Source organism: Salmonella sp. 32031103-2018-00083-FB-01-SM-01 (assembly GCF_017571995.1).
Classification (GTDB): Bacteria; Pseudomonadota; Gammaproteobacteria; order Enterobacterales; family Enterobacteriaceae; genus Salmonella; species Salmonella enterica.
Genome location: NZ_JAGEQL010000003.1, coordinates 618,418 through 629,920 on the forward strand (window position 1 = coordinate 618,418; position 11,503 = coordinate 629,920).

The following is an 11,503-nucleotide window of genomic DNA, read 5'->3' on the forward strand; positions in this document are numbered from 1 at the left end:
ATGATATGGACATGTCCCTGACTAAACCGGTAAGCGCGGAACAACCCTGCGGCCCCGATCCGGAGTACGATCCGGAGTACCTGCTGCTGTTCAGCCGCGCCGCCCCCCAGGCGGAGGCGCAATATGGTGATTTTGTCAGTACGCCGGAAGCCGTGAACTGGCCGGAAATTGAGCGTGATGCGCGCCGTCTGCTCACGCGCAGTAAGGATATCCGGGTGTTGATCCTGCTGCTGCGCAGTCGCATCCAGCAGGCTGGCGCACAGGGACTGGCGGAAATGCTCACACAACTGGCAGAACTGAGCGTAATCTGGTCTGATGCACTCCATCCACAGCTGCTTACCGGCGAAGGCGCATCCGCAGAATCTATTGAAGATGCGGCGCTGGCGCGCAGTAATGCCCTGGCGGCGCTGCTGGATCACGAAGGCGTGATGGCAGACATTCGCGGTATCACGCTGTCAAACAGTGCCGCCCTGCGCCTGCAGGTACGGGATGTCGAGCGCGCGTTATCCGCTCCCCGCCCGGCTGATGCGCTGGCCCCCGAATCCGTCCGCCAGCAACTGGCCGACCTCGAAGCCCGTGGGGCATTACCGCTGGCGGCGTTTCGCGAAGCGCAGGAAAGCGCAGAACGCCTGCAAGTGTGGGCGCGTGAGACATTAGGCGATCTGGCTCCAGATTTTTCACGCCTGCGGCAGTTGTTGGCGCTGCTGCCTGACGTGGTACAGACAACCACGCCGGAAATCCCTCCGTCGCCAGCGCCAGACCCCGCAGGCACGGTTATGGTTAATGCCGTTCCGGCACGGGCAGAGGATGTGCCGCCTGTCAACACGCCCCCCGGTATATCCCTCCCACACAATGCTGAACCGGGGCCAATTCGCGATCGTAATGATGCGCTGGAACGCCTGCGGTGCATTCGTCGCTGGTTTGAGAGCAGTGAACCCAGCAGCCCGACCATCCCACTGTTACGCCAGGCTGAAAGACTGGTGGGAAAACGGTTCTCGGAGGTGATCAATGAAATCCCGGTGGAGTTGCTGGAGAAGTGGGATGCCCTGGAATGATGATACGCATGTCTGGCGGTTGTCCGTGATTATCTGAGTGACATCAACATTACGCAGTCTGCTTCTGCGCTGAACATGTCCCGATCCCGGTTAAGCACCGCCATGAGGCCGCGCCTTAAATGTCAGTGGGACAAAATAACCATAACAGTGAAAGAAGTGGCGGTAATATCCTGTTCGTCATCCAGGCGTAGGCCCATTTGCGTCAGATTCCACGATAGACGGAGGAACTTCTTGAAGACGAAAAAAAACCGTATCCCTTTTACAGCGATACGGTTTTTTTACTTCACAGGATGTATAAAAACATCCTGAGATTTGTATCTGGCGGAACGGACGGGACTCGAACCCGCGACCCCCTGCGTGACAGGCAGGTATTCTAACCAACTGAACTACCGCTCCGTTATGTTCCCGCTGGGAACGAGGCGAATATTACGGTTTGCGGTGTCGCCCGTCAACGCTTTTTCTCACCTTTTGAATCAGTTGCTGCAAAAATCGCCCGAAGGATGATTTTTATAGCCTAAAAAGGAATAAATTACGCCCGCCAAAGGCAACTTCCGCCCTTTTTCTGCACCAGATCAAGCCGCGATTCATGCGCAGCCAGCTCTTCATCAGAGGCAAAAACGACCCGTAACCGGCTGGCCTGGCGAACGATTCGCTGAATGGTCTCTTCACCTTGCTGCCGTTGCGTCTCTCCTTCCATCGCAAACGTCATGGACGTTTGCCCGCCCGTCATCGCCAGATACACTTCAGCAAGGATCTGGGCATCGAGCAATGCGCCGTGCAAAGTACGTTTGCTATTATCTATCTCATAACGCGAACACAGCGCATCAAGGCTGTTACGCTTGCCGGGGAACATTTTCCGCGCCAACGCCAGGCTGTCGGTAACTTTGCAGAAAGTATTGGTTTTAGGAATATCGCGTTTAAGCAGACCAAACTCATAATCCATAAAGCCGATATCGAACGATGCGTTATGGATGACCAGCTCCGCGCCGCGGATATAATCGAGAAACTCATCGACCACATCAGCAAAAACCGGCTTATCCAGCAGGAACTCATCGGCGATGCCGTGTACGCCAAACGCTTCCGGATCCACCAGCCGATCCGGCTTCAGGTAAACGTGGAAGTTATTACCGGTCAGACGACGGTTTATCACCTCAACCGCACCGATCTCAATAATCTTGTGACCTTCATAGTGCGCGCCTATCTGGTTCATACCGGTGGTTTCGGTATCGAGGACAATCTGTCGTGTAATTGCAGTGCTCATATCGGTCATTTATGTCAGACTTGCGTTTTGTTATCGATTTCAATTACAGGAAGTCTACCAGAGATGCTTAAACAGGTAGAAATTTTCACCGATGGCTCTTGCCTGGGGAATCCAGGGCCTGGTGGTTATGGCGCTATCTTACGCTATCGCGGTCATGAAAAAACGTTTAGTGAAGGTTACACGCTGACCACCAATAACCGTATGGAACTGATGGCGGCGATCGTCGCGCTTGAAGCGTTAAAAGAACATTGCGAAGTGACATTGAGCACCGACAGCCAATATGTGCGGCAAGGAATTACCCAATGGATTCATAACTGGAAGAAACGCGGCTGGAAAACAGCGGAAAAGAAACCCGTAAAAAATGTCGATCTCTGGAAACGTCTCGATGCTGCGTTAGGTCAGCATCAGATCAAATGGGTATGGGTCAAAGGCCATGCAGGCCATCCCGAAAACGAGCGTTGTGATGAACTGGCGCGCGCCGCGGCAATGAATCCCACGCAGGAAGATAGTGGCTACCAGGCGGAAGCTTAGCCATCCGGTTTGCGATATTGCCGGGTGGCGCCAACGGTCTGGCGGATAGGGGTTTTACTTTTATTATGTCGCAGCGGATTAAGCGTAAGCGGGATGGTCCGCTTACGGGCCACAATAAGCTGTAAACAGCCCAGCGCCGGGATATGCGTATTTAATAGCCGCCCTCCCTGCTTTTTCCAGGGTAAGACATGAAAACGGCTATAATGTAGCACTTCAAAATTGAGTAAAGACAGCCAGTCCAGTTGCCGCATAAGGGTAAACATCCGACTATTATAGGGCGGTGTTTTACGTAAAACGGGTACCAGTTTACGTAACCCCATCAAACTCAGCGGGTTAAATCCACTGATGACCAGCCAACCGTCATCAATCAATACGCGGTCGGCTTCCCGCAATAAACGGTGCGGGTCGGTACACCACGGCAAAGTATGCGCCAGCAGACAAACATCGACGGATTTATCTGCAAAAGGAAGGTGTAGCGGATCGGCCAGAACCTGCATCGGCGACCCCTGCGACGAAACATTCACCTGATGGGAGACCGCGCACGCTTCGGAATTGATTTCTGCGCTTAAATTACCGATTTTAAGCAAATGGAAACCATACATTTTTGCAAACCACGGATTTAGCTGCTGTTCCAGCGCCTCACGGTAGTAATTGCCCCAGGGCAACTCACCCCAACATCCGGGCGCAACGACAGTTTGAGAGAGCCTTGCCGGTTTCATCGCAACCTTCCGCTAATTATTTGAGAGGTAATATATGAATCTTAACAGTATTCCCGCGTTTCAGGACAATTACATCTGGGTGCTGACCAATGATGAAGGCCGCTGTGTGATTGTTGATCCCGGCGAAGCGGCACCCGTCTTAAAGGCCATTGCTGAACATAAGTGGATGCCGGAGGCGATTTTTCTGACGCATCACCATCACGACCATGTTGGCGGAGTCAAGGAGCTGTTGCAACACTTCCCGCAAATGACGGTTTATGGACCGGCGGAAACGCAAGACAAGGGAGCAACCCATCTTGTTGGCGATGGCGATACTATTCGCGTTTTAGGCGAGAAATTTACTCTTTTTGCCACGCCGGGCCACACGTTAGGACACGTCTGTTACTTTAGCCACCCTTACTTATTCTGCGGCGACACGCTGTTTTCTGGTGGCTGTGGTCGACTGTTTGAAGGCACGCCATCACAGATGTATCAGTCACTTATGAAAATTAACTCTCTGCCTGACGACACGCTCATTTGCTGTGCTCACGAATACACTTTAGCTAACATTAAGTTCGCATTGAGCATACTTCCGCACGATTCGTTCATAAATGAATATTATCGTAAAGTTAAAGAGTTACGTGTAAAAAAACAAATGACATTACCCGTTATTCTTAAAAATGAGCGTAAGATTAATCTTTTTTTAAGAACTGAAGATATTGATTTAATTAACGAAATAAACAAAGAAACAATATTGCAACAACCAGAAGCGCGTTTTGCATGGTTAAGGTCAAAGAAAGACACGTTCTGATAATTCTTACTTGTCATTCGCTAACTTCGCCGTTATGATCGGTCGTCTTTTAAGCAACTATTGACACACACATGAAGGCAAAAGCGATATTACTCGCCTCTGTCCTGCTTGTGGGGTGCCAGACGTCTCAGAACACTGGCAACGTCCAACAGCACGCACAGAGCCTTTCTGCAGCTGGTCAAGGGGAAGCAGGAAAGTTTACGAGTCAGGCACGATGGATGGACGACGGAACGTCTATCGCGCCAGATCAGGACTTGTGGGCTTTCATTGGCGACGAGCTAAAGATGGGAATTCCGGAAAACAGCCGGATTCGCGAACAGAAACAGAAGTATTTACGCAATAAGAGCTATCTCCACGATGTAACTTTACGGGCAGAGCCGTATATGTACTGGATAGCGGGGCAGGTTAAGAAACGTAACATGCCTATGGAGCTGGTACTACTACCCATAGTGGAGAGCGCTTTTGATCCTCACGCAACGTCTGGCGCCAATGCCGCAGGCATCTGGCAGATCATACCGAGCACAGGGCGCAATTATGGTTTAAAGCAGACCCGTAATTATGACGCGCGTCGCGATGTTGTAGCCTCTACGACCGCCGCGTTAGACATGATGCAGCGTCTGAACAAAATGTTTGACGGCGACTGGCTGTTAACCGTTGCAGCGTATAACAGCGGCGAAGGCCGTGTTATGCGGGCAATTAAAGCAAACAAAGCGCGTGGAAAACCGACGGATTTCTGGTCGCTTTCTTTGCCCAGAGAAACAAAACTCTACGTACCTAAGATGCTGGCATTGAGTGAAATTCTCAAAAACAGCAAACGCTACGGCGTACGTCTGCCAACAACAGATGAAAGCCGAGCGCTGGCACGAGTTCGTTTAAACAGTCCAGTTGAAATGGCCCAGGTTGCGGATATGGCGGGCATGTCTATCAGCAAGCTGAAGACGTTTAATGCCGGTGTAAAAGGGTCTACCTTAGGCGTAAGCGGTCCGCAATATGTTATGGTGCCCAAAAAGCATGCCGAGCAGTTGCGTGAGTCGCTGGCTTCCGGTGAGATTGACGCCGTTCAGTCCCAACTGATCGCCGACAATACGCCGTTGAATAGCCGTAGCTATAAGGTGCGCTCTGGCGATACGCTTTCCGGTATTGCTTCGCGGCTTGGCGTAAGCACGAAGGACTTGCAGCAGTGGAACAATCTGCGTGGTTCGCGCCTGAAAATCGGGCAAAGCCTGACCGTAGGTGCTGGCAGCAGCGCGCAACGACTGGCAAACAATAGCGATAGCATTACCTATCGTGTCCGTAAAGGCGATTCGCTTTCCAGTATCGCCAGACGTCACGGGGTGAATATCAAAGATGTAATGCGCTGGAACCATGATACGGATAATCTACAACCGGGCGATCAGCTTACGTTGTTTGTGAAGGACAATAGCACGCCAGACTCCTGATATTGTCCGACGAAAAAGCCAAAAGGCGCCGCTTCCCCCGGCGCCTTTTAAATTGCTATACCGCTTTATGCGCTTCCAGCATGATAGTATCGCTGCTAAACGAGCCGTCATCCTGCAACTCAAAATAACGCTTCACCTCTACCGGGGCACTCGCCTGATATAATCGAATCGCTTCAACCAACGGCGCTGGCGTACGCATCCGCGTTACCCATGAGCGAAACTCCAGCGATAAACGATCGGTTATCACGGTATTCGTTACCAGCATCGCGTTATTGACCATCGCCAGCCATTCGCCACTGGAATAGTTACGGACATGCGACGTGTCGCGTAACGCCTCCACCGTTTGCAGCCAGATATCGCGTACAGGATGTCCAGGCGACATGACATCCATGATAATCAGCACGCCGCCGGGTTTTAATACACGATAAACCTCACGCAATGCCTGACCAACGTCGTGCCAGTGATGCGCGGAATAGCGGCTAATCACCACCTCAAACGATGCATCTTCAAAGGGCAGTTTTTCGGCATAGCCTTGCCGGAGAGTAATATTACTTAAATGTCTTTCTTCCGCCGCTCCAGCGACAACCTCAAGCATGCTGGCGGATAAATCGTATGCCACGACCGAGTTGGCATGTTGCGCAGCGACAAAACTCGCGTGTCCAGCCCCACATCCCATATCCAGTACGTTCGCGTGGGAAAAATCAGACAACCTTTGCGCCAGCCGCGCTAAGTCACGACCCGATGCGTGAACGGCGCTATGTAAATAGGCGTTCGCCTGTGAACCAAACTGCTTTTCAACATTGTCATGGTGGGAATGCGTTGTCATGGTAGTGCCCTTCTGTTATGAGAAAAATAGAGGGCAGCACCCGAAGAGGCCTGCCCCACGGCAGACCTGACGCACCTTTATTGCTCAGGTTTGCCGGGACTGAATTCAACGAGTAGCGGATTGTGATCGGAAGCGCGCGTCACCAGTACGGAGGCTTCATTCACGTTTAACCCACGATAAAAAACAAAATCCAGCGGTCGTCCAAACGCACGACGGCGCTGATCGTCAGTGAAACGCACCTGGCGCAGCGACATCTCACGTGCAAAGCGGTACAACGCATTCATACGTGGGCGGCTCCAGGCATTAAAATCACCCGCCATAATGACAGGGCCGCTATGGTGCGCAATCTGGTCGCCGATCGGAAGTAACTGCTTACTGTATACGTCCACGCCCAGACTAAAATTTACCGCATGAACATTTACTACCATTAATAAACGGGTATCCGGCAAGGGATATACCGTCACCAGGGCTGATTTCGCCAAACGTAAAATCGGTTCTCTTTCCCGTAAAGGGCAGCAGTAAACAGGATGGGCGGCAGACAGCGTCATGACGCCAGACGGATGCTGAGGTAATACAAAAGCGGGAACCTGGTCGGCGGCAAGATAGTTAGCGGTGGCAAACTGTACCAGTTCAGGCGTCGTCTGTGCCTCCTGCAACAGGACCAGATGCGCATCTTTGCCGTAGTTCTTCAGCACCGATAACCATTCGGCTCGCTGCTGCTTGAATATATTCCACACGAGGATACGGATCCGCTCTTCACTGCTTAGCGGTTCCCCGGCGGGCAATGCCTGGCCGATGCTCGCAAACGACCCGGGCGGCAAAATCCGCTCGGCGGGCTGTCCGGCAACATAGCGCATCGCATAGGTGTTTTTTCGCACTTTTGACTTTCAAACCTCTGTAACGTCAACCAGTCCTCAACCGGACTGGTTCTTCTGTTATAGGGATTTTAGCACTCACTTTCAACGAACAATTGCAGTTTGTTTTGTAAGTAGGCGCTTACATCAATAATTTACTCCAGAGCAATGCGTACAGGTTTATCAAGACGTCCGCTGACACCCATCAGCAGGAAAGCCACCAGAACAATGAGGGCGCCAATCCACGGCGTCTGCGCCAAACCGTAATGCGCCACCGTTTGCCCGCCAATCACGGAGCCCAGCGCAATACCAATGTTAAACGCCGCAATGTTCAGACCTGACGCCACATCTACCGCATTAGGCGTGAATTGTTCCGCTTTCTGTACCACGTAGACCTGCAACCCCGGTACGTTACCGAAGGCAAAGATCCCCATCACCAGAATGGTAGCCAGCGCGGCATACTGTGTGGAGGCCGTCACCTGGAAGACCATCAGCAGAACAAACAGCGCGGCGAAAATGAATTTCAGCGCCGGCACGGCACCATGCTTATCCGCCAGTTTACCGCCCCAGATATTGCCGATAGCCACAGATACGCCATACCCCAGTAGGATCCAGCTTACCGCTGCCGGGGAGAATCCCGCCAGATCCTGCATCATCGGCGCCAGAAAGGTGAATGCCGTGAATACCCCGCCGTAGCCCAGCGCCGTAACAGCGTAAATCAGCAACAGACGAGGATGAGTCAGTACTTTCACCTGGTCACGAATGCTGGCGGCCGCCCGACCGGGGATATTGGCCGGGATCAACAATTGACTACTCATCAGCGCAATCACGCCTAACAGTGATACCGCAAGGAAGGTCTCACGCCAGCCAAAATGCTGACCGATAAATGTGCCCAGCGGAACGCCTGTGACCAGCGCTACCGTTAAACCACCAAACATAATAGCGATCGCAGAAGCCGCTTTCTCTTTTGGCACCAGACTTGTCGCGATGGTAGATCCAATCGAGAAGAACACGCCGTGCGCCAGGCCCGTCAGCAGACGGGCGACGATTAATGTCATATAGCCCGGCGCCTGCCACGCCAGCAAATTCCCCGCCGTAAACAAGACCATCAGCGCGACCAGTAACTGTTTACGCGGCAGACGTCCGGTCAGAGCGGTCAGCACCGGCGCGCCAATAGCCACACCCAGCGCATAGATTGAAACCAGCATTCCGGCGGAAGGTAACGAGGCAGCCAGTTGTTGTGCAATGGTCGGCACCAGGCCGACAATCACAAACTCAGTCGTACCGATAGCGAAGGCACTTATTGTCAGTGCAAATAAAGCGAGAGGCATAAATAACTCCATAACATCAGTAATCAGATGACACGCAGTATGCCTGGATGTTTTAATGACAAAAACATCCAAAATATCAATTTAATTTTGCTTCAGGAGCAAAAATGAAAGCCACCTCCGAAGAACTTGCAATTTTTGTCGCAGTCGTGGAAAGCGGCAGCTTCAGCCGGGCGGCAGAGCAGCTTGGACAGGCCAATTCCGCTGTCAGCCGGGCAGTTAAAAAGCTGGAGATGAAGCTCGGCGTCAGTCTGCTTAATCGTACGACACGACAGCTGAGCCTGACTGAAGAAGGAGAGCGATATTTCAGGCGCGTGCAGCAGATACTGCAAGAAATGGCCGCCGCAGAAACGGAAATCATGGAGTCGCGTAATACCCCGCGCGGCTTACTGCGTATCGATGCGGCAACGCCGGTAATGCTGCATTTCCTGATGCCGCTGATTAAACCTTTTCGTGAACGGTATCCGGAAATAACGTTGTCTCTTGTCTCCTCAGAAACGTTCATCAATCTTATTGAACGAAAAGTGGATGTTGCGATACGCGCAGGCACGTTGACAGATTCAAGTCTGCGCGCACGCCCGTTATTTACCAGTTATCGTAAGATTATCGCTTCACCGGATTATATTGCCCGTTTTGGCAAGCCAGAGACCGTTGAAGAGTTAAAACGGCATCTGTGCCTGGGGTTCTCAGAACCTGTTTCGCTCAATACCTGGCCGATTGCCTGCAGAGATGGGCAGCTCCATGAAGTCGAATGTGGGATTTCTTCCAACAGCGGGGAAACGTTAAAACAGCTTTGCCTGAACGGTAACGGCATTGCATGTCTTTCAGATTATATGATTGATAAAGAGATCGCGCGGGGAGAATTGGTGGAACTGCTGGCCGATAAACGTCTGCCGGTAGAAATGCCTTTCAGCGCCGTTTACTACAGCGATCGCGCCGTCAGCACACGCATTCGGGCATTTATCGACTTTTTGAGCGAATATATAAGAACAGCCCCCGTAGGAGCTGTGAAAGAGGGGGTAAAGGGTACAAAGGGTCAGGCAATTAATCCCACTCAGGGGCCAGACCTTCCGGACTAACCAGGCGGTCGTTGCAATCCAGTGCCGCGATCGCATTTTTATCTTCGGCATCCAGATGCAGTTCCAGTGCCAACAGGTTGCTTGCCAGGTTTTCACGCCTGGTGGATGAAGGGATCACGGAGTAACCTTCACCCATTGCCCATGCCAGAATAACCTGCGCCGGCGTCGCATTATGTTTAGCCGCAATGCGCGCAATCACTTCATCTTTCAGCGCTTTGCCGTATGCCAGCGTCATATAAGAGGTGATGTGGATACCGTGCGCTTTCGCCCAGTCAACCACCTTACGATTCTGCAGATACGGAGATAGCTCAATCTGGTTGGTGGCGATATTGTCTACGCCCACCGCGGCAATAGCCTTTTCCATCAACGGAATGGTGAAGTTTGAAATGCCAATTTCGCGAGTCAGCCCTTGTTTTTTAGCTTCAAGCAATGCCTGCATAAATTCTTCGACAGACACGGCATCACCCGGAGATGGCCAGTGGATCAGCGTCAGATCGACATAATCGGTACGCAGTTTTTTCAGGCTCTCTTTCAGGCTTGGGATCAGCTTGTCTTTGCTAAGGTTTTCAATCCAGATCTTAGTGGTGATGTACAGCTCATTACGCGGTACGCCGCTCTCAGCAATCGCCTGTCCAACAGCAACTTCATTATCATAGATTTGCGCAGTGTCGACAGCACGGTAGCCCAGTTCAAGCGCCGTTTTCACAGAAGCGATAACCACGTCGTCTTTCAGGCGAAAAGTACCTAAACCGAATGCAGGGATAGTCATAGAATTCCTCTTTTTAATCACTATGTTCGTTAACTGAGGGAATTATGACCTTCAGCGCTTTGTAGAAAAAGAGCGAGAAATGCAGAGGATTTTTGCGAATTGAGCAATAATTAAATCGCAGGCAAAGAAAAAGCCCTGAGCTAATGCTCAGGGCTCTTAATAAGTGGCGGAACGGACGGGACTCGAACCCGCGACCCCCTGCGTGACAGGCAGGTATTCTAACCAACTGAACTACCGCTCCACCGAATTCTTTTACAACCACCGGTTTATGACCGGCTTACTGCTTAATTTGATGCCTGGCAGTTTATGAATCACTTCGTGATTCACCCTTCGGGCCGTTGCTTCGCAACGTTCAAAAGCTTTCGCTTTTGTCCTACTCTCTGTCGAGTAGTGAACTGCCCCGAAAGTTAATGCCATACTTCTAATTTGATGCCTGGCAGTTCCCTACTCTCGCATGGGGAGACCCCACACTACCATCGGCGCTACGGCGTTTCACTTCTGAGTTCGGCATGGGGTCAGGTGGGACCACCGCGCTACGGCCGCCAAGCAAATTCTTTTGTGCTCAGTACGCAATTCTTTATCGCATCAGCGGCGTTGCCTGCGCTCGTAAAGTCAGTCACATACTTCTGTATGCTCCTTCCTTTCCTTCGCTTGCCGCCTTGCTGCTGCGCAAATTATTGCGTACTCAACTCTGAATCAGTGCTGAAAATCGTTCGTCTTCTCAACCGCCAAAACATCTTCGGCGTTGTAAGGTTAAGCCTCACGGTTCATTAGTACCGGTTAGCTCAACGCATCGCTGCGCTTACACACCCGGCCTATCAACGTCGTCGTCTTCAACGTTCCTTCAGGAGA

The 11,503-nt window shown here is 51.8% G+C and carries 11 protein-coding genes, 2 tRNA genes and 2 rRNA genes; 5 read left to right on the forward strand and 10 right to left on the reverse strand.

The annotated features are described in order from the left end of the window. Positions 1 to 5 precede the first annotated feature (5 nt). A complete protein-coding gene (locus J4614_RS12660; RefSeq protein WP_000367618.1) occupies positions 6 to 1,055 on the forward strand; it encodes an ImpA family type VI secretion system protein in 1,050 nt (349 codons plus the stop codon). 319 nt (positions 1,056 to 1,374) lie between these two features. Here J4614_RS12660 and J4614_RS12665 read toward each other — a convergent pair. After that, positions 1,375 to 1,451 (reverse strand) — tRNA-Asp (locus J4614_RS12665). A 133-nt stretch (positions 1,452 to 1,584) separates the two neighbouring features. Further along, the gene (dnaQ, locus tag J4614_RS12670; protein WP_001562201.1) at positions 1,585 to 2,316 is read right to left on the reverse strand and encodes a DNA polymerase III subunit epsilon; all 732 of its coding nucleotides are present in this window, start codon (positions 2,314 to 2,316) and stop codon (positions 1,585 to 1,587) included. Positions 2,317 to 2,379: 63 nt separating this feature from the next. Here dnaQ and rnhA point away from each other — a divergent pair, with 63 nt between their 5' ends. Next, complete coding sequence (gene rnhA / locus J4614_RS12675; RefSeq protein ID WP_000917872.1) at positions 2,380 to 2,847, forward strand: ribonuclease HI; 468 nt, start codon at positions 2,380 to 2,382, stop codon at positions 2,845 to 2,847. Here the strand turns inward: rnhA and J4614_RS12680 are convergent. Beyond that, a complete protein-coding gene (locus J4614_RS12680; protein WP_000801238.1) occupies positions 2,844 to 3,566 on the reverse strand; it encodes a class I SAM-dependent methyltransferase in 723 nt (240 codons plus the stop codon). The genes rnhA and J4614_RS12680 overlap by 4 nt on opposite strands. A gap of 34 nt (positions 3,567 to 3,600) precedes the next feature. Between J4614_RS12680 and gloB the strand changes: the two genes are divergently transcribed. Then, positions 3,601 to 4,356 (forward strand): hydroxyacylglutathione hydrolase, encoded by a 756-nt coding sequence (gene gloB, locus J4614_RS12685; protein WP_001052773.1) that lies wholly within the window; start codon positions 3,601 to 3,603, stop codon positions 4,354 to 4,356. A 71-nt stretch (positions 4,357 to 4,427) separates the two neighbouring features. After that, positions 4,428 to 5,795 (forward strand): murein transglycosylase D, encoded by a 1,368-nt coding sequence (gene mltD / locus J4614_RS12690; protein ID WP_000644706.1) that lies wholly within the window; start codon positions 4,428 to 4,430, stop codon positions 5,793 to 5,795. Positions 5,796 to 5,850: 55 nt separating this feature from the next. On the opposite strand, the gene J4614_RS12695 is transcribed toward mltD, so the two are convergent. From J4614_RS12695 to J4614_RS12705, 3 genes are all read right to left on the reverse strand, one after another. Beyond that, positions 5,851 to 6,621 (reverse strand): class I SAM-dependent methyltransferase, encoded by a 771-nt coding sequence (locus J4614_RS12695; RefSeq protein WP_000207236.1) that lies wholly within the window; start codon positions 6,619 to 6,621, stop codon positions 5,851 to 5,853. Positions 6,622 to 6,698: 77 nt separating this feature from the next. Continuing rightward, positions 6,699 to 7,499: an endonuclease/exonuclease/phosphatase family protein gene (locus J4614_RS12700; protein WP_001230970.1), complete on the reverse strand. Its 801-nt coding sequence runs from the start codon at positions 7,497 to 7,499 to the stop codon at positions 6,699 to 6,701. 131 nt (positions 7,500 to 7,630) lie between these two features. Beyond that, positions 7,631 to 8,806 carry an MFS transporter gene (locus tag J4614_RS12705; RefSeq protein ID WP_208293190.1) on the reverse strand — a complete coding sequence of 392 codons (1,176 nt, stop codon included), beginning with the start codon at positions 8,804 to 8,806 and terminating at the stop codon, positions 7,631 to 7,633. A 104-nt stretch (positions 8,807 to 8,910) separates the two neighbouring features. On the opposite strand from J4614_RS12705, the gene yafC reads away from it, so the two are divergent. After that, positions 8,911 to 9,882: a DNA-binding transcriptional regulator YafC gene (gene yafC, locus J4614_RS12710; protein ID WP_000648532.1), complete on the forward strand. Its 972-nt coding sequence runs from the start codon at positions 8,911 to 8,913 to the stop codon at positions 9,880 to 9,882. Here the strand turns inward: yafC and dkgB are convergent. The 4 genes from dkgB to J4614_RS12730 all read right to left on the reverse strand — a co-directional run. Continuing rightward, complete coding sequence (dkgB, locus tag J4614_RS12715; RefSeq protein WP_000154887.1) at positions 9,848 to 10,651, reverse strand: 2,5-didehydrogluconate reductase DkgB; 804 nt, start codon at positions 10,649 to 10,651, stop codon at positions 9,848 to 9,850. The genes yafC and dkgB overlap by 35 nt on opposite strands. A 164-nt stretch (positions 10,652 to 10,815) precedes the next feature. Next, positions 10,816 to 10,892: transfer RNA gene (locus tag J4614_RS12720), tRNA-Asp, on the reverse strand. Between the two features lie 190 nt (positions 10,893 to 11,082). Continuing rightward, positions 11,083 to 11,198 (reverse strand): 5S ribosomal RNA (gene rrf, locus J4614_RS12725). A gap of 202 nt (positions 11,199 to 11,400) precedes the next feature. Further along, positions 11,401 to 11,503: ribosomal RNA gene (locus J4614_RS12730) — 23S ribosomal RNA — on the reverse strand; the annotation flags it as partial.

Bases quoted from the DNA above. Each gene is read 5' to 3' on its own strand.
- dnaQ (WP_001562201.1), bottom strand. From the start codon at position 2,316: ATGAGCACTGCAATTACACGACAGATTGTCCTCGATACCGAAACCACC.
- yafC (WP_000648532.1), top strand. From the start codon at position 8,911: ATGAAAGCCACCTCCGAAGAACTTGCAATTTTTGTCGCAGTCGTGGAA.
- mltD (WP_000644706.1), top strand. From the start codon at position 4,428: ATGAAGGCAAAAGCGATATTACTCGCCTCTGTCCTGCTTGTGGGGTGC.
- J4614_RS12680 (WP_000801238.1), bottom strand. From the start codon at position 3,566: ATGAAACCGGCAAGGCTCTCTCAAACTGTCGTTGCGCCCGGATGTTGG.
- J4614_RS12660 (WP_000367618.1), top strand. From the start codon at position 6: ATGGACATGTCCCTGACTAAACCGGTAAGCGCGGAACAACCCTGCGGC.
- gloB (WP_001052773.1), top strand. From the start codon at position 3,601: ATGAATCTTAACAGTATTCCCGCGTTTCAGGACAATTACATCTGGGTG.
- J4614_RS12705 (WP_208293190.1), bottom strand. From the start codon at position 8,806: ATGCCTCTCGCTTTATTTGCACTGACAATAAGTGCCTTCGCTATCGGT.
- rnhA (WP_000917872.1), top strand. From the start codon at position 2,380: ATGCTTAAACAGGTAGAAATTTTCACCGATGGCTCTTGCCTGGGGAAT.
- dkgB (WP_000154887.1), bottom strand. From the start codon at position 10,651: ATGACTATCCCTGCATTCGGTTTAGGTACTTTTCGCCTGAAAGACGAC.
- J4614_RS12695 (WP_000207236.1), bottom strand. From the start codon at position 6,621: ATGACAACGCATTCCCACCATGACAATGTTGAAAAGCAGTTTGGTTCA.